This window comes from Pseudovibrio sp. W74, assembly GCF_001623085.1.
In the GTDB taxonomy this organism is placed as follows: domain Bacteria; phylum Pseudomonadota; class Alphaproteobacteria; order Rhizobiales; family Stappiaceae; genus Pseudovibrio.
Map to the genome: position 1 here is coordinate 211417 of NZ_LMCJ01000060.1, position 24503 is coordinate 235919.

Below are 24503 nucleotides of genomic sequence, written 5' to 3' on the forward strand. Positions count from 1 at the left end.
ACCCCTGAGCCAAGAGCGAAAAACCGCCAATTTGCTCAGTTAATTCCCCTGAATCTTCGGAAGAATTGTGGAAGTCGTCTTCACATTGCGGCTCTCGCCTGCTGCCAGTGCAATTGTCAGCTGCTCTGCCATTTCCGGATCCATCTCAGAAAGCACATCCGCCATCTTCCGCGGCTGCATCTCCTTCACCACCTTCAGCATGATGTCCAGGTCCAGACGGTTGAAGATTCGTGCTGCATTCTTGGCCTTCATGCTTTCATAGATCTTCACCAAATCCAGAATCTCTTCCGCAGCCTGCTTTTCCTTGCGCTCAACTTCAGAATCAATCTTCGCTTCAAGCGCCTTAAGTTCCTGAAAACGCTTATTAAAACGTGCCTCAGCAGCTGCAAGAACCTGCTCGCGAAGCTCCAGATCACTTTCACGCTGGTTCAGCACATCGCGGCGATTGCCAAGACTATTGAGAACGGCAAGTTCTGAAACGGAGTTCGTTGGAACACCACTTTCTTTCACACCACTTGTATTTTGAGCGACCTGGATCTTCCGTGCGCCAGATGGATTGGGAAGAACGTTTGGAGTAGCAGGTGCTTCTTCCTCAGCCTTCGCCACTTCCGACTGCTGCGCATCAGCAACCCGAACAGCACCAATTGGATAAGTATCACCTAGAAACAAACCAAGCAGTTTCAAAACCAGCAGGGCGCTACCAGCAAATACGACAATCGGAAGGAGCCTTAGTTTCATGCTACGCGGTCCTGCGCTTGTCTACGGAAGCGCTCAAGGCGCGCAGCTGATTCATTTGCAGCTTCACGAATGTCCCGGGTCACAGAGCGGGTCGCAGCTTTAGGGGCTGGAGCGCTACGTGTTTCAACCGGATGCATCGTTTCCTGTTCCGCAATGATCCCGGCAGCAAGTCCCTCCGCTGCGGTTTCATAAGTGCGGGACATTGGAGCTGCTGGCGCGGCCACACGGGTATCACGATCAGCAAGTGCACGATCTGCAACACCGCCAATGCGGTCCAGCACATCTTCACCGGCTCCCAACTGATTAGTCAGTTTGCGGGAAACCGCCTCAGCTTCACCCAGACGCACACCAAGAGTACGGTCTGCATTTCCGCAGGTGGACTTGAGACCCATGATCGCACGCTCTGCAATTTCAGTCGCTGTAATCAGCTCAGAAATGGTTGCGCGCAAGGACTCTTCGTCGGAGCGGAGACGACTTAGGCGACGGTTAAGTGTCCAGCAATACCCAATGGTAATCACAAGAAGAACCGCAACGATGCATTCAATAATAAGACCTAGGGACATCTAGTTTGTCTCCAGTTCGCTTTGCAGGGACTTTTCAAAAGCGGCGAGCGTCATTTTCGGTTGCTTCAGCTTCTTTGAAATTTCGATGGAAATTCGGTCATCAACATGGCCCATAAGGCCCTCTGTCAAAGCCACTCCCCCGCATTTCACCTGAACAGGATCACGCGGGCCGGTATCAAACAGCAAGGTTTGACCAACTTCCAGATTCAACACCCGCTGGAGCGGGATGGTGTTTTCATAAAGGACAGCATCAACCTGCACTTCTGAGGAATAAACCTCAGTGGCAAGGTGCTCTTCCCAAATAGGATCACGCCCGAACTTCTCACCCATGAACATCTGCAGAAGCAGTTCACGGATTGGTTCAAGGGTCGCGTAAGGCAGCACAATCTCAACTTTACCGCCACGATCTTCCATATCGATGCGCAGCTCAACCATAATGGCAGCATTCGCAGGACGGGAGATCGCAGCAAAGCGTGGATTCGTTTCCAAACGCTCAAGCGGGAAGCTCACAGGGGACAACGGTCCAAAAGCCTGTTCCGCATCCAGCAGGATAATCTCAATCATCCGGCGCACCAGATTGCTCTCAATCGTGGTGTATGGCCGCCCTTCAACGCGTGTAGGTGAAGACCCACGGCCACCACCAAGCAACACATCAATGATGGAATAGATCAGAGAGCTCTCAACGGTAACAAGCCCAAAGCCATCCCATTCCTTGGCCTTGAACACGCCAAGGATCGCGGGCAGAGGAATGGAGTTGAGATAATCACCAAAACGCACATTGGTCATGGAGTCCAAGGAGACTTCAACATTGTCCGATGTGAAATTACGCAGAGATGTCGTTGTGAGACGTACGAGACGGTCAAACACGATCTCCAGCATCGGCAGGCGCTCGTAAGACACCATTGCCGAATTGATCAGCGCACGAATACCGCCTTCATCACCAGCCAGAGACCCATCCAGCGTAAAGCCCAGCAGGTTATCGATCTCTTCCTGATTCAGAATACGGTCAGCGCCACGAGACGCGCTCTCTACATCTGGTTCGCTGTCGTCGATCATCGCAGCCCATTGAGCTGCGGCCTCTTCACCGCCTTCTACGCCTTGCTCCTGAAGCGCAGCGCCCCACGCCGCGGCAAGATCCTCATCGCTGTCACCGCCCTCAGCTTCAGAAAGAGCAGTGTCCCAGGCATCATCCATATTTTCAGGGAGAGTATCGGTATCTGACATATGCCGCTCCCCTACTGGATCAGGATCTCTTTAAAGAGAACCCCTTCAACCTTGGCTGGATAGATTGCAGAGTTGATGCGGCGCAGAAGTTGCTCCTTCAAGCGGAACAGTCCGGCAGATCCTTCCAGATCAGCAGGGCGCAACTCACGCAGATAAATCTGGAAAGCATCAAGAATGCGCGGAAGATAAGGCTCCACCTGAGAAACCATGCTGTCGCTCTCAACTTCAAGAGCGATGCGGACTTTCAGGTAGGTCGTGCGGCCTTGGGTAGAAAGGTTCACCGTCATTTCTGGCAGATCGTAAAAAACGACAGGCTTGGTTTGGATCTGCTCAACAGTACCATCCGCCCGCTTGACAGTGGCTGTGTCGCCCAGATTGATCCAGTCCATTACATATGCACCGCCCACACCAAGGGTTAACAGCAAGACGCCAGCAATCGCTCCGATAACGATCTTGCGTTTGCCGGACTTACCGTCATCCTCAGTATTTTGCAGTTCCGCATCTGCCATTTTTGCGTCCCGGTGAATCGCAATTAAAAGTTTAGTAACTATTAATGCAACCTAGTTGGTTAACACTGATTACCGAATGGTTAATACCGTCATTACTAAGCAATTTTTGCCCACTAGGAAATTAAAGTAGGCATATTTTATCAAATACTTAACAGATAATTTGCGCTTCCCTCCGTCAAAACAGCAGAATTCAGCCAAAGTTTCAAACTGGCACAACTCCTGCAAGAACCTTGGCGCTGCGGGTCTGGGGAGACCTGTTGCAATGCTGGGGAGCATAAAATGGAAAACGCACAGCTGATCGGCTTATCACGCCAAAGTGCCCTTCGTCGGAACTTGGATGTGGTGGCCAACAATCTGGCTAACATCAATACGACTGGCTACAAGGCTCAAAGGCTTATCTTTGAAGAGTTCTTGATGCCAACCGCACAGGCGACTGAATTTCAGCGCCCGGATCGCCCTTTGTCCTTTACGCAGGATGTAGGGACAGCAACAGTTCTGACACAGGGCTCGATCCAACTGACAGGTAATCCGCTGGACGTCGCGATCGAAGGTGACGGCTATCTGGCTGTGACTGGCGCAGGCGGTGAGCAGCTTTACACCCGCGCAGGCAGCCTTGCCATTGATCCTGAGGGCACGCTCGTAACAGATGCAGGCCTGCCAGTTCTCGCTGACGGCGCTCCAATCCAAATCAATCCAGAAGATGGTGAAATCACCATCACCAAAGAAGGCGTGATCTCCACCCCACAGGCTCAACTTGGCCGATTGGATGTTTATACCTTCGACAACCGCCAAGAGCTTTTGCACGTTGGCACAAACCTGTTTTCCGGCTTGAACCCAATCCCAGCAAATAACCCGACTGTCGTCCAGGGCGCCCTTGAAGGCTCCAACGTGGAAGGCATTCAGGAAATCTCCCGCATGATTGAAATCACCCGTCAATACAAAAGCGTGTCCAAGATGATGTCGCAGCGCAACGAACTTCGTCAGCGCTCCATCCGCGAACTTGGATCGGTTGAAGCTTAAGGAACAGCCCAATGAAAGCCCTTCACATCGCCGCAACCGGCATGAAAGCTCAGGAACTGAACGTCGAAGTTATTTCGAACAACGTGGCCAACATGCGCACCACTGGCTACAAGCGCCAGCGCGCAGACTTTCAGGATCTGCTCTACGAAAACCAGCGCCGCATGGGCACCGAAACATCCGATGCAGGCACAATCGTTCCAAACGGCGTGCAAATCGGCTCCGGTGTACGCACAGCAGCAACCACACGCATCATGTCACCGGGCTCTGTGACCCAAACGGGCAACGAGTACGACATAACAATTCGCGGCGAAGGCTTCTTCCAGATCCAGCGTCCGGACGGCACAACCGGTTTCACCCGTGACGGCTCTTTCGCCCGCTCCCAGACCGGTCAGCTTGTCACCAAAGACGGCTATACAGTTCAGCCTGGAATCACAATTCCGGACAACGCCCGCGATCTGACAATCAACGTACAAGGCCTCGTGCAGGCCATGGACGACAACGATCAGGTCCTGAACCTCGGACAGCTCGAAATCGCCCGCTTCACAAACAAAGCTGGCCTAGAGGCAATCGGCGACAACCTCTTCCTGGAAACACCGGCAAGCGGCCCGCCACAGACCGACAACCCGGGCAACGCAGGCTTTGGCAACATCCTTCAGCGCCATCTTGAATCATCTAACGTCGATGCTGTGACCGAGCTTTCCAATCTGATTTCAGCTCAGCGTGCTTACGAGATGAACTCCAAGATCATCAAAGCAGCCGATGAGATGTACTCCACCACAACGAATCTTCGCTAAGGAGTTGAGTTGATGAGAAAGTTGGCAACCACACTCATTGCAGGACTACTGGCCCTGACAGGCAGCAGCGCATTTGCGGCCTCAACCCTGCGCCCAACGGTCAATGTAACCGGACCAGTTGTCACCATTGGTGACTTCTACACCGAAGCGGGAGAGCTGGCCCAAACACCAATCTTTCGCAGCCCGGACCTTGGCACCACTGGCAACGTGTCTGCATTGATCATCGCACAACAGGCACAGGCCGCTGGCTTTATTCAGGCCGACACCAACGGCCTGACAACTGTGAGTGTGCACCGCCTTTCCATCCCGGTAGATGAAACACTCATCTCAGACATCCTGCGCAATGCATTTGCGGAGCGCGCAAGCGTGCAACCGGACGAGATTGAAATCTCCTACCACTCACCACTTCCGGTGAACATGCAGGCAGACGCCAACTCCATTTCTCCGCTAACCATCGGGCACATCAACTGGTCACCGCGCACCGCACGCTTCAAAGCCATCCTCAATGTGGTACAGGAAGGTCAGAGCAAACCAATCTCTGTCATTGGCAACGCCTCTCAAATGGTGTCCATCACCACTCTGGCTCGCAATCTGGAACGCGGCACAGTCATCACAGCCAAGGACATTCGCGAGGAGCGCAAGCCAGCCTCTCGCTATGCCGGACGTGAGTTTCTTGCAGCTGCTGATCTTGTTGGAATGGAAGTGCGCCGCAACATGCGCTCTGGCTCAACCATCACGCCAAGGGATGTAAGCGCACCGATCCTCGTCAAGCGCGGCGCTAAAGTGACTGTGATCTACAAGATCCCCGGCATGAACATTACAACTCAGGGCAAAGCCAAGTCTGAAGGCGGCAAAAATGACCTGATTGAGATCGTGAACCCAATTTCAAAGAAAACGATCCTTGCTGAAGTCATCGGCAGAGACATCGCCATCGTGACCACCGCAAAAACGCAGGTCGCAGCTGTATTGGAGAACCGCTGATGCCGAGAATATCTTCAGCAACCAAAATCAAGCAATATGCTGCGCTCACGATTGGCCTGTTTGCACTCGTCGGCTGCGAGACAGCCGACAAACTTTCCAAAGTTGGCCAAGAACCAGTTCTGACCGCGATTCAAGACCCACGCACGCAGCCAGGCTATCGCCCGGTACAAATGCCAATGCCAATTAAGGAAGTAGAGCGCTACAACGCGAACTCTCTTTGGCGCACCGGCAACAGAGCTTTCTTTCAGGACCAGCGCGCAAAACGTGTTGGCGACATCGTAACGGTAAACGTCACCATTTCCGACAAAGCAGCTTTTGAGAACACCTCGAAAAGCTCACGCAGTGATGCGAAGAATTCCGGAGCTGGTGGGGCACTCGGCGGCGCAATCAACACACTGGCACTTCCTGCCAGCGCTTCAGCTGACGCTCTGGCATCAATCAACAGCTCCGACAACTTTCAAGGCACCGGCTCTATCGACCGCACAGAAAGCCTGAAGACCACCGTTGCAGCTGTCGTGACACAGGTACTGCCCAACTCCAACCTCGTCATCGAGGGCCGTCAGGAAGTGCGCGTGAACCACGAAGTTCGCGAGTTGATCGTAGCAGGCGTCGTTCGCCCGCAGGACATCGCATCCGACAACACTGTTGAAAGCACCAAGATCGCAGAGGCACGCATCGGCTACGGCGGTCGCGGCCAGATCTCCGTTGCCCAACAACCTAAATACGGCAGTCAGGTGCTGGACATCGTGCTTCCGTTTTAGAGCGTGTTCCGTTTGATTGGTTTCAATCAAACAGCAAGAATTCGCTCCAACAAAGATGTTAGAGCGCGATGCGTGACTGTAAATGAACGCTGCGTGCTCAAAAAGAAATCAAAGAACCCAAAACCGCTTAATAAGCTCCCCAGCTTGAGCGGTACATAAAGCGAGCTCGGCAACATGCTCCCCAGCATGCCGGGCTCGTTTTCTTTCGTGCACCAGAACACCGCACACCGACGTCCGGCCAAAACAAAACAAGGGAAGCACAGCTAAGCCGTGCTTCCCTCGTAAAGTCATACTTCAAGTACTAGAGCCTAAAAACTTAGGACCACAGCTTGAAAGGCGATATCCTGTCTCCCTGAGGATCAGTCATCCCGATAGATTTTCTCGCGCCGCTCATGAGCCTCTTGGGCTTCAATAGAAAGCGTTGCGATAGGTCGTGCATCCAAACGACGAACAGAGATTGGCTCGCCAGTCTCTTCGCAGTAGCCGTAGGATTTGTCTTCAATGCGAGCAAGAGCAGCGTCAATTTTAGAAATCAACTTTCTCTGCCGGTCACGCGCACGTAATTCAATCGACCGATCGGTTTCAGAAGAAGCACGGTCAGCCAGATCTGGGTGATTAGTGCTTTCTTCTTGAAGCGCAGCAAGGGTCTCCTTGCTCTCTTTCAGAATATCTTCCTTCCACGCAAGAAGCTTTCTACGAAAGTACTCGCGCTGTTGGTCGTTCATGAATGGTTCATCCTGTGTTGGACGATAATCAATTGCGACATCAACTGCCATCTGAAACTCCGCCTATTTATATGGGCGGCTGGAATATAGCGAGAGGAACCTGAAACAACAATCTACTAAAAAGATGAAATTGTCTAAGAACACAATTATTCAGTGTATTCAGCAACTTATACGGTTGGAAACCTTTGATACTATCGTAAATGGATAGGCTATTCTACGTAGTGACCCAGCTTTGCGAGCTCGATTCTTGCACGCAATTCAATATCTTCGACCACTCTGTCGAGACCAGGGTTACCACTTTTGACCTGCATGGACAGGTTACCAACAAGCCGCTCAAGCCGCTCTGGCTGCACTTTGCCTTGCAGCAAATCGATCCGCAGCGCATCTAGTTGATCCAGAAGTTTATTTCCATGCTGCACAGCGCGCTGCTTGTCATCGACCTGAACTTCCATCTGCTGAAGGGCCAGCAAAGAATCCACTCCCTGCAGCGACGGTGTTGGAACACCAGCCTGCGACTGCACAACGCTGGTGGTCTCCTCCTCAACGGCAAACGCACCCGCCTGCTCGCCTTCGGAACCTTTGCGACGTTTCGTGCCCACTTTACTCGTGGAGTTCAAACCAGAAACTGGAGTGCTGCGTACAAGCAAGACCTTACCCTCAGAGCTATGGAATTGGACAAAAGCTTAAACCCGAACGCATTTGCCGAGCTGATCACGTAAAACTTTACCAAGCAGGCAACAATTGCCGCATTAAAATTTGCAGTGCTTTAACTTTTATCCACCCTCTACTAAAAATATCCAATAAATTCAGCAGGTTAAAAATTAGCAAACGCAGCACTGAAACTGGCACAAGATTCGCATATTTCCGGCATGTGTGAACTGAACAGCCGGGTACCAATGCGCTCTTTCGCAAACTTACTTAGAATCGCCGCAGCGGCACTGATCGTCCTTATGGGCGCGACCCTTCAGGGAAACGCAGCCTCAAGGATCAAAGACATCACTGACTTTGAAGGCATCCGGGACAACCAGCTCATTGGCTACGGTCTCGTCGTCGGCCTTCAGGGCACTGGTGACTCTCTCAATGCCTCACCATTCACCCGGCAATCTTTGCAGGCAATGCTGGAACGCCTTGGCGTCAACACCAACGAAGCAGACCTGAACACAAAGAACACCGCCGCCGTAATGGTAACCGCCAACCTGCCAGCGTTCTCAACACAAGGCACCCGCATCGACGTCACCGTAAGCGCACTAGGCGACGCAAAGAATCTTCAGGGCGGAACACTGCTGGTAACACCATTGATGGGTGCAGACGGAGAAGCCTACGCCATTGCGCAAGGTCCAGTGGCAATCGCTGGCTTTGCAGCACAAGGCGACGCCGCTTCCGTTGTGCGCGGCGTTCCAACATCTGGCCGCATTCCAAACGGTGCTCTTGTGGAGCGGGAGGTTGAGTTCAAACTCTCTTCTCTCAGCACCATTCGTCTGGCCCTGCGCAATCCGGACCTGACCACATCCCGTCGTATCGCTGTTGCAATTAACGAGCTGATTGGCCTACCGACAGCTGAACCACTCGACCCATCCACCGTTCGCCTCACACTTCCAAAACAGTTCGATGGCAACATTGTCGATTTGATCACCGATATCGAACAGCTGATCGTAGAGCCCGATTTACCGGCCAAGATCGTGATTGACGAAAGCTCCGGCATCATCGTCATGGGTCAGCAGGTAAAAGTCTCCACCGTCGCAGTCGCCCAGGGCAATCTCACAGTCACCATCGCAGAATCACCAGAGGTGGTTCAGCCGCTGCCATTCGCACAGGGCCAAACGGCTGCAGTGCCTCGTACAGACGTGCAGGTGACTGAAGACAATAGCCAGCTGGCACTCGTCAACGAAACAATCACACTGCAGCAGCTTGTTGATGGATTAAACGCTCTGGGCATCGGCCCAAGAGACCTGATCTCCATCTTACAGGCCATCAAAGCCGCAGGTGCCCTTCAGGCAGAAATTGAGGTCCTCTAATGCTCCAACAAGCACAACTGCCCTCTCCTGCCCTGACAAGCTCTGCAGACCTGATCGCAGGCGCCAATCAGGCAGGCAAACCACCAGCTGCCAAAGATCCGCTGATGGAAAAGGCCAAGGAATTTGAAACCGTATTCCTCAATGAGATGTTGCAAAACATGTTCACCGGCCTTGATGAAGGCGGCACCTACGGCAACGGCGAAGGCTCAGAAGCGTGGAAATCCATGCTGATCAACGAGTACGCCAACACAATGTCTCAATCTGGCGGCATTGGTATTGCAGCTTCAGTTCACTCGCAATTATTACAACTTCAAGAGAACGCAGTATGACCAACCAGTACGACGCTGAAACTGTTCCAAGTACAGTATCGTTTGAAGAAGAACCTATCCAGACACGGATGCAAGCCGAGGTCTTCTGCGAAAATTTTGAAACGGCAATGGACAACCTCGTAGATATCATCGAGGCCGAAACAGAGCTGCTACGCGAAGGGCAGATTTCTGAGCTGCCAACCGTTGCCCCCAAAAAACATGCAGCCATCGAGTCATATCTCTCCGGCATCCGTGTGGCGAGTGCAAACGCCATCGCGCTTGGCAACCTCGCTCCGCTGTCCATTCAACGTATGCGCGAACGTCACGGTAATCTACGGCCAATTCTTCAAACCAACCTGCAAGTGGTCTCTACGGCACGTTCCGTTACAGACAACGTCATCGAGACCGTTGCCAAAGCCGTTGGTTCTCAAATGAAGACAAGAGGTTACGGCGCAAACGGCATGATGAGTTCACCCCAGAGATCCGCTCAGGGCATCGCTGTTAACCAAACCCTCTGAACGGCACGATATTAAGCGTGCATATTAACGAAATAGCCTGAAGACCGCCCGGAGCCTCCCTGAGAAATAGGGGTATTTGGCGGTTTTCAGTCGCATTTCTCTAAATATTTAGTAAATTCCGAGCGTTAAGATTAATCTTATTTAAGAACATTCCCCATAAAGTTGTCCGAGATTGAACACGTGGGGGACATTATGGAAATAGTCACACAAAGACCAACGCTCTTACATCAGGCACTGACAACACAGGCAGCACCGGTAAAATCGGAGACCGAACAGGTCAAAACCGAACTCTCCGGCGCTCGGGCCGTCACTGCATCCTCTGAGTCAGAGGATAACTCAACCGCCACCGAAAAGTCCTACCTCTCAGACTCCCGTCTCGGCGTCATCCCTAGCAAACCTAAGGACGACCAGAGCCGCATTGAGCGCGGTTACAATTATGATGAAGAGTCAGATGAGCTCATCTATTCGATGACGCAAGAGCCAGAAGGCGACGTCATCTACGAACTGCCCTCCAAGACAGCTCGCCGCATTCGTGCATTCCTGGATGAAGTCCTTCAGGCACAAGAAAAGCGCAGCCTGGGCGGTGAGGCAAAAGAGATTGATCCTGCGATCTACGAAGCAAAGCAGGTCGAGCCAACGCAAGCAAAGCAGGCCTAAGCCACACAGGCTTTATCCTCCCTGCAAACCAGACTTATCCATCTTGAGCTATGCCGCCCCCGCAGCATGGCTCTTTTTTTGTCTGTCCAGTGACCACCACATAACAACGCGCCCACCACCACAAAAACGCAAAGCAACGCACATATCAACGCAACCGACGATACAACCAAAAAGACAAAGAAAAACGCGCCCCAAAGAGTGCGTTCTCCAAATTCTAAATCTGAAACAAAGCTTATCGAATAAGCTGCAGCACAGACTGACCAGCCTGAGTTGCTAGAGACAGAGTAGAAGTAGCAATAGAGTTCTGAGTGTTCAGAGCCGCAAGGTTCGCACCTTCTAGGTTGGAATCAGCCAGCGTCAACTTACCAGCACCAACTTCCAGAGTGCTGATCAGATCAGCAGTGAAGTCCTGACGGTTGGTGACGATAGACAGGTTCGTACCAAAGGTAGAAGCCTGCGCACGCAGATCAAGCTGAGCCTGACGAACCTGATCCAAGGAATCTTCGATCAACTCATCAGAGCCCCAACCACGTCCGGCAATTGCATCTACATCCGCTTCAATCGTTTGCTTGGATGTGTCGCCAAAATCACCACCATTTTCACTACCAGCATAATCAACGCTAAATTCCTTCGCGTTGTCACCTTTTGTAGTGTTGTCGATGGTCAGCTTACCAGATGCCGCGTCAAATGAACTGGTTAAGCCATCAACACCATCAATTAGCGCTGTAAGGTCTGACAACTTAGTGCCAGTTCCGATTTGCAGCTCAACGGTTGCACCGTCTTTCTCTTTAATGGAAATAGTATCATCAACGCCAAAGCCAGGAACTTCTGACAGAAGTACTTCGCCCGCATCAGTGTTGCCTACACCAGCGATAGTATTACCACCAACTCCAAAGCCGGTCTCGACACCCGCAGCAGTATAGTCCAGCTCGACATCAGCACCAACCTTGGCGAATTGGAACTCACCAGCGGAATAGGTAACTTCAGCTGCTTCATTACCAGCTTGCTTACGAACTTCTTCCTGAATCGCTGCAGCAGCTTGATCTGTAGTCAGACCAGCAGCAATAGTAACTGCATCTTCACCACCAACTGTGATTGTACCACCATTTGCAAATGCAGTTGCAGAATTGATCTCCTCAGTTCCAGTAGGTGCATCAGTACCATCAGTCAGCGCAGGTGAAGAATTACCTGTTCCCGTACCATCAGCAGCACTAAGAATATCATCTGCAGAGATGGATAGGTTGAACGCACGCTTACCGTCTGACTCGTCAACTTCGCCTACAGTCGTGCCAATTTTACCGAGCGTGATTGAAGAGTTTTCAGAATCGAGGTCTGTATAGTCCACAGCGCCGATGTTCAGTTTGGAAGAACCATCTTCGTTGAACTTAACGAGCAAGTCGTTGCCGTCACCACCGAGCAAATTCTTGCCCTTGTAGCCAGAGTCTTTCGCAATGTCTTCGATCTGAGTGCGCAGCTCGTTGAACTCAGCAGCATACTTTGCACGAGTATCAGCATCTTTAGATTGCAGCGCCTGGTTAGCCTTACCCTTTGCTGCATCAAGCAGTTTATCAATACCCTGAATACCTTTATCGGAGGCTTCCAGAGTAGAAACAGACTGCCCGATATCGTCCTGAAGGTTGCTCAGGTCAGATGCGCGAGAGTTCAGAGAAGATGCTGTGAAAAAGGAATTCGGATTGTCGAGGGCAGAGTTAACTTTCTTACCAGTTGCGAGGCGCTCTTGAGTATCGCTAATCAGGTTAGCCGTGCTCTGGAGCGTGCTCAGGTTTGAGCGAACCGCAGCGGTGAGTGTAATATCAGCCATTTTAAATGTCCCTTCTAGGATAATGAATGACCCTTCCTGGGTCACAAACGCAGCAAATAATTACTGAGTTTTAATTGGGTACAATTACCCGTCCTGCGAGTAAAGGGGGAACGTGTTAACAAGCACTTAATAAATCAGGGATTGCAGCAACCACACTCATCAGCTCAAGGATAAATCTAATTTTACATAATTAAGTCAAAAACTTACTCAACAGCGGCAGTTAGACGGTTGCGCAATATTGTCTGTGCATATTTCCGCCTATCTGTACTTTCACAGCCCACCCAATGGCTTAAGCTGCCATGCATTAACTGGCGACTCTACATATTCAATTCGGAAGAGCTCTAAACTTAAGCAAAATTAGAAATAAATCGCTGAATAACTCGTAAGATTTAACTAGATTAACCTTTTGGTTGCCATCATAGTTAAGAGTGCTTTGAAGGAGGCTGCATGGCACTGAAGGTCGAATTAAAACCCGGAGAAAAATTGATTGTTGGTGAGACACTTATCACTAACGATAAGCAACGTGCACGATTTTTCATTCAGGGAGATGCACCTATTCTCCGAGAGAAGGATATCCTTCTTCCGGAAGACGCCAGCACCATGGCACAGCAGGTCTACCTTGCAGTGCAGGTCATGTATTTAAAGCAGGATATCACGGTTACTCAGAAAGAGTATTTCGATGTGATCGGAAAGATCCTGCAGGCCGCACCAAGCACACGCGACCTTATCAGCGAGATTAGCACCGCAATTTTGCGAGAAGAGCTCTATCGCGCCCTGAAGCTCGCCAAAAAATTGATTGAATATGAAAGGACTTTGATAAGTCATGTATCAACAAGCAACTCAGGCATATCAGCAGTCCGCAAACACCTCGGCCTCAGCGGATCCGAGGGCTCTGGAAGCTGAAGCTCTGATGAAAGCTGCAGCGCGCCTTTCTGTGCTGCAACGTGAGTGGGATACAGTTTCACGCGAAGAACGGAATGAAACGCTCATATTCAATCGCACGCTCTGGACAATTTTTGTAACTGAGGCCACTGCAGAGTATAGCGATCTGCCTCTGGAGCTTCAAAATAACATCGCAAATCTGGCCCTGTTTATGTTCAACAGAACCATGGAAATGATGGGCGGTGCGGAACCAGAAGCATTAGAGACAATGATCAACATCAACAAGTCTCTGGCATCTGGATTAAGAGGCCAAAAGGCAAACGTATAATAACAAAAAGCCTCCGTACTACGGAGGCTTTTTGTTATCTCAAGAAGTCAGTAATTGTTAGATTTAACAGTATAGACGTTGCTTGAAACGAGGCGTCTAAATCCGTCTTTAGCACGGCTATCTCAGTTCCAACTTCAGTCTTGTCAACGTTCTCGAGACCGGTCAACGTGTTGTGATAGGTCAGAGACGCTTGCTTTTGCCTCTCAGCAGTACGTTTCACAGTTGTGTTCACCACAGACATCTCTGAGGCTACGCTTTGGATGCCAGAATTCCGGTCTCCCGCGAAAGAGAGTGCGTCATCGCTCTTATCTGCCAACGAAGCATAGTAGGATTTTGCGACCGCTTCACTCTCAGCATCATCTGGAGTTTCTGCTGTAAAGTCTGCCGCCACAAACACAGCAAGGTTCTGCAACTGCTCGGAAAACGCTGACTCATTCGCGCGCGCGCCATATTCCACGCGCACATTGTCATCAATCTGAACAACCTTGTCTGAGCGCGGATCATCAGAGTTCTCTGTACCGGTATACCAGTCAACCAGCAGGTCAGGTGCAGTCTCATAACCAGAGCCGTCCGCTTTTGGTACCTTCGGCGCTGGATCAGTCCGCCCGTGATTACCAAAAAACTCTTCACCAGCCTGCACATCAGCAACCGCACGAAGCTCAGTTTTTGCAATATCGCCTATTGCCTTATCAAAAGCCGCCTGAGCATTCTCAGCGCTCTCCAGAGCAGGATTAGCACCCGTTCCAATCAGGAAGGTTCCCTCCCCTGCATCAGGATCATCGGTTGCTGTAAGCTTAACAACTGATTTGCTCCCGTCAGGAAGTTCCAGCTCAACTTCAATCGTATCACCAACACTCGGAGTGTCATTGAAAGCAAAGGTTCCCTTTTTGCCTTCAGGATTAAGCGGATCTGTCAGATCTTCAGGAGTAACCGTTGTTGCAACATCAGCAGAGGACGCTGAAACGGAAGTGATCTCAAAGCCAAATCCCTCAACATTGTCCTGTTGAAGTGTCAGAGTAGGAACACCAAGCGGATTTGTCACACTGGATTCGATGCGACCATTTTCAAAGGCACCAACATGAGCATTCTCATAACGCTTCATGAGCTCCTTGAGCCCAAGCTTTCCACCTTGCCCATCCATTATGGCATCAAGCGAGGCAACGGGTGGCTCAGTCGCATCCTTACCACCGAACAGATAATACCCGTTCACTTCAGAGTTCAGCTGCGAGATCGTCTCATGCAGCATAATCTCAGTCGCTTGTTGACTGGTCGTCTGGCCATCTGTGGTCAGCGTATAGTTGTTCTCATCAATCGCACTCACACTCTCAGAGCGCATTTTCTCCATATGCTCAAGAGACTTGCCCATAAGGTCAAGCTGAATGCTGGCAATCGCGTTAGAGTCTTCATAAACCTCAATATTTGAGATCTCGCGGCGCAACTCCAATGCCATGCGAGAATCTGAACTGATGCCACCATAGGTTTGAGACTTCAGCCCGGAAGTCAGCTGAATAGACTTGTTCTCCAGCTGTGTCTTTTGCTGCATAAGGAGATCAAGCATATAGCTATGAGATTTAGAATAGCCGATTGTATTCATTTGAATAACTCAATTCCTAAAGCAGCATCATGCGATTCTAAAAAGTGTATCATACATTTCGTCGATAGCCGATAAGACACGAGCATTCGCAGCATAAGCATTCTGTAATTCAGTCAGCTTCACCAGCTCTTCGTCTACATCGACCTTATAACTGTTTTCATAGGCATTCTTTGCAATACTGGTAACAGCTTTTGAGTTGCTCGCAGCAGATGTCGCCGCGCTAGCAATCTGACTTTGCTTGACCACAGTCTCAATGCCAAAATCAGAAATCGTCCCGACATATGGTGCATTCTTTGCTCCGATCCCCGAGCTTGGCGCATACGTATATTCAGTCTCAGTCAGGCGGCTTTTCAGGAGGTTTGCACGCTCGGAGCTCTGCTTATCTGGCTCACCTGCTAAAAGACTTGGATCATCAACAATAGCTTTATTGACAGTCATCCGTTGCGCAAAGCCGGTCTTCTGGCCACCATCTTCCAGCGCCCCAGTATAAGGTCCGCCGTCCCCCTTAGTGTCTACAAAGAGCGGGATCTCGGCACCATCAGCAGCGGTAACAGTCCGCGTATTTTTCGCTGTAAGACCAGTAATCTCAATAGTACCCGGGCTGATCGGAGACAGAACTTTCAACTCACCAGCAGCATCAACGGAAACATCAAACCCAGAACCCAGTGCACTGGAAATCTGACTTTCTAGCGAGGTCGAAGTCGCTGGAATTACAATACCATGCACAATATCATTGGAGTCTGCAGTTACATCCGAAGAAAGCGGCAGTAAACTTGGGTCGGTCACAGCAAAAAATGTAACTTTGCGACTTTCGCCATTAACATCGAACTCAAGCTCGATCGTATCGCCAGATGACTGCAGTTGGGATGTATCTACACTCAACCCAGTTGCTGCGGCTGGTAGACCACCATCATCAGCAGCAACTCCTTCAGACGTCTGCTGCGATAAAGACAACGCCATCTGACTTGCAAGCTCATCCAGGCGCGCCTGCGTCTCTGGAAGGGTATTATCTCGCAACTCCACGAGCGCACCCATGCTACCGCTCTTCAGGTCAAATGATGAAAGCTCCATAACAGCGCCAGACTGCGACTTTACTTCAATTGGATTACCTTCAACACCGACACCAAGCGTAGGGCGCGGAGTAAACTGTAACTCTGATGCGCGATCATTGTATAACGTGGTTCCAGATTTAGTTGATATCCGTAGCAAGCCATCGTTGTCCTGCTTGATTTCAACATCCATCTTCTCAGTCAAAGCTTCCAGTTGCCGGTCCATCTGATCGTGCAAATGAGCCGTTTCCCGGCCAGCAGAACGCTCAACAACAATGGTGTCTTCCAGACTCTCAATTTCTTTGAGAATGGAATTGACCTGCGTTACTTCATCAGCAATTCCAGCATCGGCATCGCGGCGCATTTCCTGCACTTGCTTGGCTGAGTTATTGATGCTTCTGGAAAGCTCTTCAGCAGCATTTACAGCCACTTCCTGCGCACTTTGAGAACTGGGATCTGTTGCTAAAGACGTCAGCGCATTTGTGAAATTGTTCATCAAACTCGGAATAGAGCTTGGGTCTCCAACCTTCCCAAACATCTGATCAAGCTGCGTGATGTATTCGTTGTATTGAGTAGCATAAGCCGTATCACTCAGGCTTTCCCAATAAGCAGACTGGAGTTGGGTATTAACTTGCCGTTGAACTTGATTGGTCAGAACGGATGAAGAAGACGTCGACGTATTGTGAACTTCTGTGCCCACGATTGTCTTAAGCGTATAACCGTCAACGTTCGCATTGGCGACATTCCTCGATGTAACCGCAAGCTGCGCCTTCGTAAGCGACAATCCCGACATAGCCGCATTCAAAGCTGCTCCGAGACCCATACCCTATACTCCCTAAGGCAACGAGGTAGGCAATAGCCTACCCCAACACCAGTTTATCGAACGATATTAAGAACTGAATCCAGCATTTGGTTTGCTGTCGACAAAACTTTCGAGTTCGCCGAATAGGCCTGTTGAGTGATGATCAACTTCGAGAACTCCTTGGCAATGTCAGCATTCGAGCTCTCTAGCGCTTTCGCTCGGATCGTACCTCCGTTCCTGAAATCTGGCTCACCAGAAGTAGAGGTCTCAGAAAAAGCAGCACCGTCAACACGCTGAAGCTCTTGCTCAGCAGCAAAAGTCGCAATCGGAATTTTAAAGAGTTTCTGGGACTTATCGTTGGAATACTTCCCAATCACATTGCCTTCTGCATCAATGGAAACATCCTGCAGTGTACCTGAAGGGAAGCCGTCTTGAGACAAATCGATACTAGTCGCATTGCCAATCGTGTCTTCATACTGAGTTAGATTGTCTTGGCCGAACTTGAAAGAAATATCACCTAGGCCAACACCATTTACTTCCAGATCATTAATATCAACAATACCAGAGGCTGGAGAAGTTAAACGACCTGCCGCATCAAACGACATATCACTTACTTTCTTCCAAGCTACTTCATCGCCTGTCGCTTTGGTATTTGTATTGTAATAGAGCGACCATTTGTTCTCTGCATTAAGAGCCCAACGCAGCTCAACATTAACCGGCGTACCATTTTCATCGTAGACAGTTTCTTGCCCACCAGCGATTGATGATTTGATGAAATCATCAGCTTTATCACCAGTAACAACAGAGCGATCAACAGTACCACCCGTAGCAAGAGGTTGAGCCGTTAGTGTCATATTAATTGGAGTTGGACCACCGGTTTCTACAACCGTCATATCTTCGAATGAAGAAATACTGACTTCACCAGAAGGTAGAATTTCAGCGGTGACACCGTGCATACCGTTTAGCTTATCAAGCAAATTTTGCACCGTTGTATCAGCCCCAACAGTGAAGACTTCAGATGCATGACCGCCCACAGTCAGCGTGAGAGTGTCGCCTGGATCAAACTGCGTGGAATCAGTAAGCTTACTGGTCTCAGTCAACGCTGTCGGTGTAGCGTCTACCAACGCCGGTGTGCTTTGGGTATCCGGTTTAGAGAACACACTCAAATCTACGTATTGAGAGTTTGGAGCACCATCAGTCGTGTCGTAGTTGTCGGTGGTCGGCGTAGATGGCAAGTTTGCCTGATAGTCGATCTGGGTAGATGGCTTTGCAGGCATCGGCGCATCAGAAACCTGAATCGGTTCAGGGCGATCACTAACAGCACCTGTGGCCGGATTGATCGGGTATCCTTGCAAGAAATAGCCAGCAGAGTTAACCAGATTACGCTCTGTATCCAGCTCAAAATCACCAGCACGCGTATAATAGCTTTCTGGTGCTTGCTGGGTAAGGCCATCCCTATTGGTAACCAGAAAATACCCTGGCCCGTTAATCGCCATGTAGGTGTTCCGGTCAGCGGATGTAACATCGCCAGACAAGTAGTTAGTGGCACGAGAAGTCGCAATTACAGTACCGGAAACCTGTTCAGCCTGCCGACTACCTGTGCTGGAGACAAGATCGGAGAAGCTTGTATCAAGGCGTTTATAGCCAGTGGTCGAAGAGTTCGCCACGTTACCGGAAATATTCTCCAACGCCTTGGACTGAGCGTCCAAACCGGTCGTTGCAGCGTTGATAGCACCATAAATACTCATCGAGCCCACCTAGAATTCAAATTCGCTCATGCTTACGCAGATCTTTGAACACTGAATGCAACTTACGTGCCAAACTAAAAAATTCAATTTATTCAGTCATTTCAATAATTTAAAATTTTAACCTATTGTTAAACATAAGAATTCCTGCCTAAACCCGGCAAATAGCTCGCCCTACTCGGCACATAATTCCCAGAGAGGAAAAAGAAACCGAGCAAAGATCGAAACCACTAGATAAGCCCAATGGCGCAACCCTGCAGGGATTGCCCATTGTCTAACGAGAGATTACTGTTTTCGCCAAATCACGATACTCAAGCAGGATTTAGCGATGAAATTTCAAGGGACCTCCCAATACGTTGCCACAGAAGATCTCCGGATCGCAGTCAACGCAGCTATTACCCTTGAGCGTCCCCTGCTTGTAAAAGGCGAACCTGGAACCGGCAAAACCGTCCTAGCTCAGGAAATCGCCCAAAGCTTGGGCGTCCCCTTCCTTGAGTGGAACGTCAAATCAACCACAAAGGCTCAGCAAGGCCTTTACGAATATGACGCGGTTTCCCGTCTCCGCGACAGCCAGCTTGGCGATGAGCGCGTAAAAGACATTCGCAATTACATTCGCAAAGGCAAACTTTGGACTGCTTTTGAAATGAATGAACGCCCGGTTCTTCTGATTGATGAGATTGATAAGGCTGACATTGAGTTTCCGAACGATCTGCTTCAAGAGCTGGATCGTATGGAGTTCTTTGTTTATGAGACTGGTGAAACGATCAAAGCAAAACAACGCCCAATTGTGATCATCACCTCAAACAATGAGAAAGATCTTCCAGACGCATTCTTACGCCGCTGCTTCTTCCATTTCATCAAGTTCCCAGATGCAGAAACAATGACAGAGATCGTAAATGTGCATTTCGGCGAAATCAAAGACCGCTTGCTTAAGGAAGCACTCAACGCATTCTATAACCTCAGAGATCTGCCGGGCTTGAAGAAAAAGCCATCAACCTCTGAGCTTCTGGATTGGATTAAACTGCTTCTGAACGAAGACATCGACCCGGAAACACTCCGCGAAACCGAAAGCCGGAAAGTTATCCCGCCATTGCACGGCGCACTCCTCAAGAACGAACAGGACGTTCATCTGTTCGAACGCCTCGCCTTTATGAATCGTCGCTAGTATCTGCATTGCCTGGCTTGAAAATGAAGCAAAACAATAAAACTAGTTTTTTGAGCCAGCACATACTTTCCAGTGCATCAAAAGCAATTCTCGCAAGCTGCCTGCTTCTTACAGGCAGCTTACTCGCACAAGCAAACAGTACCATCTCGGAAAGCCTCCTCTACCAGCCGCATACACTGCACAACGGCTGGCGCAAAGATGTGGACGCACTAACGCACTTCACCGGCATGTTTTGCCCGGACTATATCAGCAAACTTTCCCGATCAGCTCTCGTTCCCGATCTGAAGGAACTCGGTATCGGATGCTTTTACGAAACCGAGAACGGCGAGATCAAAGTCATCTTCCGCCGGCACAAAAAAGACACGGCGACAACTCTCATAAACAACTTCAAAAGCGGATATCGTCAAAGCCACTTCAAACCACTGGATCTGAAGACACCGCAAAATGAGGTTGCGTTCCGAACCGAAACAACAATGCGGATGGGCCGCGTCGAGAGTTTCACCGCCTACACAGCCCCAAGCGCTGACTATACGGTCTGGGCATCCATTTCAGATGATCTCCCTGTCAGCGAGCTTGAGAAGATCCGCACGCTTTTCAAAAAGCTCACCCTTCGCGTCGAGCAGGAGCAGCGCCGTAACTAACGCAGCGCAGCTAAATTGGCGGATCGCCCAGCACACCTACATCAGTGCAACCCTCATATTCCAACACACCGCGTCGTAAGCGACCAGTACAGTTGCCTAAACCATTCTGCCAACTGAATATCTTATGGGCACGACTGAAAAGAACTCAGTTACGAATGCATGCATCACTTATAAATATTTCAGTAATTATGAGATAAAAACCCCATACTATTAGGGGAATACTATCACCTTCCAAATTCAATCGAAAACATGTAGGTTTCAAACAGAGACAAAGCAAGTAATAAACAAACAAGTCCATCCAATTATGCTGCATCGCAATATCGCATAGCAGCAAAAATACAACTTAGAATGTTTCTACCTCTTAGGAACATAAAGTAATAAAGTATATCTGGAGGATAACATATGCTTCGCCTGATGCTGTTACGCCATGCAAAATCCGACTGGAGTGATGAGGGGGCTCACGATCATGATCGCTCCCTTAACACCAGCGGTTGGAAAGCCGCAGCAAGGGTTGGAGCCCACATCCACCAACATCATATGCATCCAAAACTGATCTTATGTTCTACGGCTCTTCGGACACGGCAAACACTCATGGAAGTAATGCCATACTTGCGCAGTGATACGCGCATTCAACTGCTCAGGGATCTCTACAATTCGAGCGAAGGTGACTACATAGATGCAATCCGCGCCTACGGTGGTGGCTTCGACACTATCCTCATTGTCGGCCACAACACAGCTATTCAGGACACAGCTCTTGAACTCACTGGCAAAGGCAACCCTGAGTACATACACCAGATGCAATCCAAGTACCCAACCGGAGCTCTCGCTGTAATAGACTTTGAAGAGCACCGCTGGTCAGAAATTGACTGCAAGAAAGGAAGGATCGTCTCATTCTTCCAGCCTCGGCACCTGCAAGCTGTTTCAGGCTCCTGACTAGGAAAATTTTGCGCAATTCAACATTTATTGGCGCATTTGCGATTGCATTCCTCCAAAGAACGCACCACATCGTTCCTTGGAGGATGATCTGTGAGCCCACTGAATTCATTATTTAAAAACGCTAAGCTGGCCCTAACTGATGCACAAACAGCATTGGACAATCTAACGGGATCAGCGATTGACCTAACAGTCCCCACTGTCCGTCTGGGTGTCACTGGATTGGCACGTTCCGGTAAGACCGTCTTTATCTCAGCTCTCGTTCACAATCTCATTGCCGGAGGTCGCCTGCCTCTGCTGGATGCCGCGGGCACAGGACGGCTCGCGCGTGCATATCTTCAGCCTCAGCCCGATGACAATGTTCCACGGTTCAACTATGAGCAGCATGTCGAATCGCTGACAAAGGATCGCCTTTGGCCGGAGTCCACACATCAAATCTCCGAACTTCGCCTGACCATCGAATACGAGTCAGCCACATTCCTGAACCGTCAGTTAGGCGGCGGCAAACTGCATCTCGACATCGTGGATTACCCTGGTGAATGGCTCCTAGACCTTGTTTTGCTACGACAGGATTTCCGGCAATTCTCAGAGGAAGCCCTGAGACGCGCTAAAGCAAGGCCAGATTTGTCTGAGGAGTTTTTGTCAACACTCGCGCGCTATCAAGATAAGCTGCACGATGAGTTTTCAGAGGACATCGCAAAGGATCTGGCAAGCACCTTTACCACGTATTTGAGCCGCTGCCGGGATGATGAGAACGCACTTTCCATGTTGCCTCCTGGTCGCTTCCTCATGCCCGGTGATATGAAGGGCACACCAGCCCTCACCTTCGCCCCGCTCAATCTGGGTGATACGCAGGTCAAACCCAAAGCAGGCACGCTCCTCGCCATTATGGAGCGCCGCTACGAAGCCTATCGCAAGCATGTGGTCAGACCGTTCTTCAAAAACCACTTTGCCAAATTGGACAGACAGATTGTGCTGGTGGATGCACTCACGGCAATCAACGCTGGCCCTGAGGCTTTGGATGATTTGAGCGGTGCCCTCACTGAGATTATGGGCGCGTTCAGACCCGGCAAAGCAAGCTGGCTATTTTCAATAGTGTCTCGCAAGATCGATCGCATTCTGTTTGCAGCCACAAAGGCAGACCATCTGCGACGCGAGGATCACGATCACTTGGAGTTACTCCTCAAGCAGCTGGTTGAACGGGCAATCAACCGTGCAGAATTCTCTGGCGCTTCAGTTGAAACGCTCGCCCTTGCATCCGTCAGAGCCACCAGGCAGGCAACCGTTCATCACGATGGTGCAGAAACCCCTGCGCTCCTCGGCACACCAATGCCGGAAGAAACCATTGGCCCCATGAAGTTTGACGGCGAAGAAGAAGCCGCCATTTTCCCCGGCGATCTTCCTGACGATCTGAGCGACCTTTTCTCTACAGAGCAAAGCCACGGCACACCGGAAGATCAGACCGCATTGAAATATGTGCGCTTCCGCCCTCCAAAGCTGGAACGCACGGCAGAGGGGCTGACCTTATCTCTCCCTCACATCCGTTTGGACAGCGCAATGGAGTTCTTGCTGGGAGATAAACTCGCATGACCAACAAGAAAACACAGCAACATAAGCCTCAGGCACGCCGCGCTCCCAAAGCATTCAAACTGGATGACAGCTCCGTCCGGCTGGAGGGGGAGTTTGCCCACGAACCACTTTCCTCTGAAGCCGTTGTGTCAGAAGAAGATGAAAACGCGTTGGCCCTGCCACAGAACAATGTTGCCCCAGAGCCAAAACCAGCGAAGAGTCGTTGGAGCAAGATCATCGCCATTGGCGGTGGCGGCCTCGTCTCACTTGCCGTTGGCTTGGCTGTCGATAGCCTAATCAGAGACCTCTTTGCTCGCTATGACTGGTTGGGCTGGACAGCTGTTGGCCTCACCGCTCTCGGCTTTCTCGGACTGATCGGTTTGTTCTTCAAAGAATGGCGGGCACTTTCTCGACTGGAGCAAATCGACCATATACGCGATGACCTCCAAACTGCTGCAGACAACGATAGCGATAAAGAAGCCCGTGCAGCTCTACAAAAGCTAATGGCGCTCTACGCGGACCGTCCGGAAACAGCTCATGGCCGCGCTCAGCTAAAAGGTCATATGCAGGAAATCATCGATGGGCGAGATCTCGTCAAACTGGCAGAACGCGAGCTGATGGCACCGATGGACGCCCGTGCGCGCCTGATCGTCATGGAAAGCGCAAAACGTGTTTCTGTAGTTACCGCACTATCGCCTCGTGCACTCGTTGATATCCTGATCGTACTTTACGAAAACCTGCGCATTGTTCGCCGCATCTCCCGTCTTTACGGAGCCCGCCCCGGCGCACTCGGTTTCTGGCGCCTTTCACGAGATATAGCGGCTCACCTGGCCGTCACAGGTGGCATGGCCGCAGGAGATAGCCTGCTGGAACAGTTCATTGGTCAGGGCTTAGCAGCAAAACTTTCCGCACGTCTTGGCGAAGGATTGGTCAATGGCTTCCTCACAGCACGCATTGGCGTTGCTGCAATTCAAACCTGCCGCCCTGCACCATTCATCGCCACAAAAGGCCCATCACTAACGGAGCTCATGAGCGAGATCACGAAATCTGCCCCAGATGAGATTGCAGATCAGGATTAACGAATATCTCACGCCAGCCCTATGTTTCCCCCAATCTCTTGGTATGTTCAAAGGGCTGATAAAACAAAGGCGGCAGACACA

Annotated in this window: 25 protein-coding genes; 15 read left to right on the forward strand and 10 right to left on the reverse strand. The window is 50.4% G+C overall.

Annotated elements, in window-relative coordinates:
• Nucleotides 1–39 precede the first annotated feature (39 nt).
• From PsW74_RS26100 to PsW74_RS26115, 4 genes are read right to left on the reverse strand one after another with little or no spacing between them, the layout of a single operon-like run.
• Entirely contained in the window at nt 40–738 is a 699-nt protein-coding gene (locus PsW74_RS26100) for a FlaA (protein WP_063289601.1), read from the reverse strand.
• Nucleotides 735–1301, reverse strand: coding sequence for a DUF6468 domain-containing protein (locus PsW74_RS26105; protein ID WP_063289602.1), 567 nt, complete (start codon nt 1299–1301; stop codon nt 735–737). Before PsW74_RS26105 ends, PsW74_RS26100 begins: the two co-directional genes overlap by 4 nt.
• The gene (gene fliM / locus PsW74_RS26110) at nt 1302–2525 is read right to left on the reverse strand and encodes a flagellar motor switch protein FliM (protein ID WP_063289603.1); all 1224 of its coding nucleotides are present in this window, start codon (nt 2523–2525) and stop codon (nt 1302–1304) included. It abuts the gene before it with no gap.
• 11 nt (nt 2526–2536) lie between these two features.
• Nucleotides 2537–3034, reverse strand: coding sequence for a flagellar basal body-associated FliL family protein (locus tag PsW74_RS26115; RefSeq protein ID WP_057462619.1), 498 nt, complete (start codon nt 3032–3034; stop codon nt 2537–2539).
• 279 nt (nt 3035–3313) lie between these two features.
• Here PsW74_RS26115 and flgF point away from each other — a divergent pair, with 279 nt between their 5' ends.
• The 4 genes from flgF to flgH are packed head-to-tail and all read left to right on the forward strand — an operon-like array spanning nt 3314 to nt 6590.
• Entirely contained in the window at nt 3314–4054 is a 741-nt protein-coding gene (gene flgF / locus PsW74_RS26120; protein WP_057462620.1) for a flagellar basal-body rod protein FlgF, read from the forward strand.
• A gap of 11 nt (nt 4055–4065) precedes the next feature.
• Entirely contained in the window at nt 4066–4848 is a 783-nt protein-coding gene (gene flgG / locus PsW74_RS26125; protein WP_057462621.1) for a flagellar basal-body rod protein FlgG, read from the forward strand.
• Nucleotides 4849–4860: 12 nt separating this feature from the next.
• On the forward strand, nt 4861–5829 hold the full coding sequence (gene flgA / locus PsW74_RS26130; protein ID WP_063289604.1) for a flagellar basal body P-ring formation chaperone FlgA: 969 nt from the start codon (nt 4861–4863) through the stop codon (nt 5827–5829).
• Nucleotides 5829–6590 carry a flagellar basal body L-ring protein FlgH gene (flgH, locus tag PsW74_RS26135; protein ID WP_057462623.1) on the forward strand — a complete coding sequence of 254 codons (762 nt, stop codon included), beginning with the start codon at nt 5829–5831 and terminating at the stop codon, nt 6588–6590. The genes flgA and flgH overlap by 1 nt, the downstream gene beginning before the upstream one ends.
• 359 nt (nt 6591–6949) lie before the next feature.
• On the opposite strand, the gene dksA is transcribed toward flgH, so the two are convergent.
• A complete protein-coding gene (dksA, locus tag PsW74_RS26140; RefSeq protein ID WP_057462624.1) occupies nt 6950–7366 on the reverse strand; it encodes an RNA polymerase-binding protein DksA in 417 nt (138 codons plus the stop codon).
• 158 nt (nt 7367–7524) lie between these two features.
• The gene (locus PsW74_RS26145; RefSeq protein WP_063289605.1) at nt 7525–7962 is read right to left on the reverse strand and encodes a flagellar assembly protein FliX; all 438 of its coding nucleotides are present in this window, start codon (nt 7960–7962) and stop codon (nt 7525–7527) included.
• Between the two features lie 249 nt (nt 7963–8211).
• Between PsW74_RS26145 and PsW74_RS26150 the strand changes: the two genes are divergently transcribed.
• From PsW74_RS26150 to PsW74_RS26165, 4 genes are all read left to right on the forward strand, one after another.
• On the forward strand, nt 8212–9330 hold the full coding sequence (locus tag PsW74_RS26150) for a flagellar basal body P-ring protein FlgI (protein ID WP_063289702.1): 1119 nt from the start codon (nt 8212–8214) through the stop codon (nt 9328–9330).
• Nucleotides 9330–9659: a rod-binding protein gene (locus PsW74_RS26155; RefSeq protein WP_057462626.1), complete on the forward strand. Its 330-nt coding sequence runs from the start codon at nt 9330–9332 to the stop codon at nt 9657–9659. Before PsW74_RS26150 ends, PsW74_RS26155 begins: the two co-directional genes overlap by 1 nt.
• The gene (locus tag PsW74_RS26160; protein WP_063289606.1) at nt 9656–10156 is read left to right on the forward strand and encodes a hypothetical protein; all 501 of its coding nucleotides are present in this window, start codon (nt 9656–9658) and stop codon (nt 10154–10156) included. The genes PsW74_RS26155 and PsW74_RS26160 overlap by 4 nt, the downstream gene beginning before the upstream one ends.
• Nucleotides 10157–10348: 192 nt before the next feature.
• The gene (locus PsW74_RS26165) at nt 10349–10813 is read left to right on the forward strand and encodes a hypothetical protein (protein WP_057462628.1); all 465 of its coding nucleotides are present in this window, start codon (nt 10349–10351) and stop codon (nt 10811–10813) included.
• A gap of 232 nt (nt 10814–11045) precedes the next feature.
• On the opposite strand, the gene PsW74_RS26170 is transcribed toward PsW74_RS26165, so the two are convergent.
• Complete coding sequence (locus PsW74_RS26170) at nt 11046–12635, reverse strand: hypothetical protein (protein ID WP_063289607.1); 1590 nt, start codon at nt 12633–12635, stop codon at nt 11046–11048.
• 447 nt (nt 12636–13082) lie between these two features.
• Between PsW74_RS26170 and PsW74_RS26175 the strand changes: the two genes are divergently transcribed.
• On the forward strand, nt 13083–13538 hold the full coding sequence (locus PsW74_RS26175; RefSeq protein ID WP_063289608.1) for a flagellar biosynthesis repressor FlbT: 456 nt from the start codon (nt 13083–13085) through the stop codon (nt 13536–13538).
• Nucleotides 13459–13845: a flagellar biosynthesis regulator FlaF gene (locus PsW74_RS26180; protein ID WP_082830715.1), complete on the forward strand. Its 387-nt coding sequence runs from the start codon at nt 13459–13461 to the stop codon at nt 13843–13845. Before PsW74_RS26175 ends, PsW74_RS26180 begins: the two co-directional genes overlap by 80 nt.
• A 34-nt stretch (nt 13846–13879) precedes the next feature.
• Here the strand turns inward: PsW74_RS26180 and PsW74_RS26185 are convergent, their stop codons facing one another.
• From PsW74_RS26185 to PsW74_RS26195, 3 genes are read right to left on the reverse strand one after another with little or no spacing between them, the layout of a single operon-like run.
• Nucleotides 13880–15439, reverse strand: a complete 1560-nt coding sequence (locus tag PsW74_RS26185; RefSeq protein ID WP_208988171.1) for a hypothetical protein — start codon at nt 15437–15439, stop codon at nt 13880–13882.
• Between the two features lie 27 nt (nt 15440–15466).
• Nucleotides 15467–17311, reverse strand: a complete 1845-nt coding sequence (flgK, locus tag PsW74_RS26190; protein ID WP_082830716.1) for a flagellar hook-associated protein FlgK — start codon at nt 17309–17311, stop codon at nt 15467–15469.
• 53 nt (nt 17312–17364) lie between these two features.
• A complete protein-coding gene (locus PsW74_RS26195) occupies nt 17365–19038 on the reverse strand; it encodes a flagellar hook-basal body complex protein (protein ID WP_063289611.1) in 1674 nt (557 codons plus the stop codon).
• Nucleotides 19039–19363: 325 nt separating this feature from the next.
• Between PsW74_RS26195 and PsW74_RS26200 the strand changes: the two genes are divergently transcribed.
• The 5 genes from PsW74_RS26200 to PsW74_RS26220 all read left to right on the forward strand — a co-directional run bounded on the left by PsW74_RS26200 (nt 19364) and on the right by PsW74_RS26220 (nt 24422).
• Nucleotides 19364–20200, forward strand: coding sequence for a MoxR family ATPase (locus PsW74_RS26200; RefSeq protein ID WP_063289612.1), 837 nt, complete (start codon nt 19364–19366; stop codon nt 20198–20200).
• Between the two features lie 23 nt (nt 20201–20223).
• Nucleotides 20224–20841 carry a hypothetical protein gene (locus tag PsW74_RS26205; RefSeq protein ID WP_208988172.1) on the forward strand — a complete coding sequence of 206 codons (618 nt, stop codon included), beginning with the start codon at nt 20224–20226 and terminating at the stop codon, nt 20839–20841.
• Nucleotides 20842–21243: 402 nt separating this feature from the next.
• A complete protein-coding gene (locus PsW74_RS26210; protein WP_057462636.1) occupies nt 21244–21774 on the forward strand; it encodes a histidine phosphatase family protein in 531 nt (176 codons plus the stop codon).
• 93 nt (nt 21775–21867) lie between these two features.
• A complete protein-coding gene (locus PsW74_RS26215) occupies nt 21868–23364 on the forward strand; it encodes a YcjX family protein (protein ID WP_063289614.1) in 1497 nt (498 codons plus the stop codon).
• Nucleotides 23361–24422, forward strand: coding sequence for a TIGR01620 family protein (locus PsW74_RS26220; protein WP_063289615.1), 1062 nt, complete (start codon nt 23361–23363; stop codon nt 24420–24422). The genes PsW74_RS26215 and PsW74_RS26220 overlap by 4 nt, the downstream gene beginning before the upstream one ends.
• Nucleotides 24423–24503 lie beyond the last annotated feature (81 nt).

Bases quoted from the DNA above. Each gene is read 5' to 3' on its own strand.
- PsW74_RS26100 (WP_063289601.1), bottom strand. From the start codon at position 738: ATGAAACTAAGGCTCCTTCCGATTGTCGTATTTGCTGGTAGCGCCCTG.
- PsW74_RS26105 (WP_063289602.1), bottom strand. From the start codon at position 1,301: ATGTCCCTAGGTCTTATTATTGAATGCATCGTTGCGGTTCTTCTTGTG.
- fliM (WP_063289603.1), bottom strand. From the start codon at position 2,525: ATGTCAGATACCGATACTCTCCCTGAAAATATGGATGATGCCTGGGAC.
- PsW74_RS26115 (WP_057462619.1), bottom strand. From the start codon at position 3,034: ATGGCAGATGCGGAACTGCAAAATACTGAGGATGACGGTAAGTCCGGC.
- flgF (WP_057462620.1), top strand. From the start codon at position 3,314: ATGGAAAACGCACAGCTGATCGGCTTATCACGCCAAAGTGCCCTTCGT.
- flgG (WP_057462621.1), top strand. From the start codon at position 4,066: ATGAAAGCCCTTCACATCGCCGCAACCGGCATGAAAGCTCAGGAACTG.
- flgA (WP_063289604.1), top strand. From the start codon at position 4,861: ATGAGAAAGTTGGCAACCACACTCATTGCAGGACTACTGGCCCTGACA.
- flgH (WP_057462623.1), top strand. From the start codon at position 5,829: ATGCCGAGAATATCTTCAGCAACCAAAATCAAGCAATATGCTGCGCTC.
- dksA (WP_057462624.1), bottom strand. From the start codon at position 7,366: ATGGCAGTTGATGTCGCAATTGATTATCGTCCAACACAGGATGAACCA.
- PsW74_RS26150 (WP_063289702.1), top strand. From the start codon at position 8,212: ATGCGCTCTTTCGCAAACTTACTTAGAATCGCCGCAGCGGCACTGATC.
- PsW74_RS26155 (WP_057462626.1), top strand. From the start codon at position 9,330: ATGCTCCAACAAGCACAACTGCCCTCTCCTGCCCTGACAAGCTCTGCA.
- PsW74_RS26160 (WP_063289606.1), top strand. From the start codon at position 9,656: ATGACCAACCAGTACGACGCTGAAACTGTTCCAAGTACAGTATCGTTT.
- PsW74_RS26165 (WP_057462628.1), top strand. From the start codon at position 10,349: ATGGAAATAGTCACACAAAGACCAACGCTCTTACATCAGGCACTGACA.
- PsW74_RS26170 (WP_063289607.1), bottom strand. From the start codon at position 12,635: ATGGCTGATATTACACTCACCGCTGCGGTTCGCTCAAACCTGAGCACG.
- PsW74_RS26175 (WP_063289608.1), top strand. From the start codon at position 13,083: ATGGCACTGAAGGTCGAATTAAAACCCGGAGAAAAATTGATTGTTGGT.
- PsW74_RS26180 (WP_082830715.1), top strand. From the start codon at position 13,459: ATGTATCAACAAGCAACTCAGGCATATCAGCAGTCCGCAAACACCTCG.
- PsW74_RS26185 (WP_208988171.1), bottom strand. From the start codon at position 15,439: ATGAATACAATCGGCTATTCTAAATCTCATAGCTATATGCTTGATCTC.
- flgK (WP_082830716.1), bottom strand. From the start codon at position 17,311: ATGGGTCTCGGAGCAGCTTTGAATGCGGCTATGTCGGGATTGTCGCTT.
- PsW74_RS26195 (WP_063289611.1), bottom strand. From the start codon at position 19,038: ATGAGTATTTATGGTGCTATCAACGCTGCAACGACCGGTTTGGACGCT.
- PsW74_RS26200 (WP_063289612.1), top strand. From the start codon at position 19,364: ATGAAATTTCAAGGGACCTCCCAATACGTTGCCACAGAAGATCTCCGG.
- PsW74_RS26205 (WP_208988172.1), top strand. From the start codon at position 20,224: ATGAAGCAAAACAATAAAACTAGTTTTTTGAGCCAGCACATACTTTCC.
- PsW74_RS26210 (WP_057462636.1), top strand. From the start codon at position 21,244: ATGCTTCGCCTGATGCTGTTACGCCATGCAAAATCCGACTGGAGTGAT.
- PsW74_RS26220 (WP_063289615.1), top strand. From the start codon at position 23,361: ATGACCAACAAGAAAACACAGCAACATAAGCCTCAGGCACGCCGCGCT.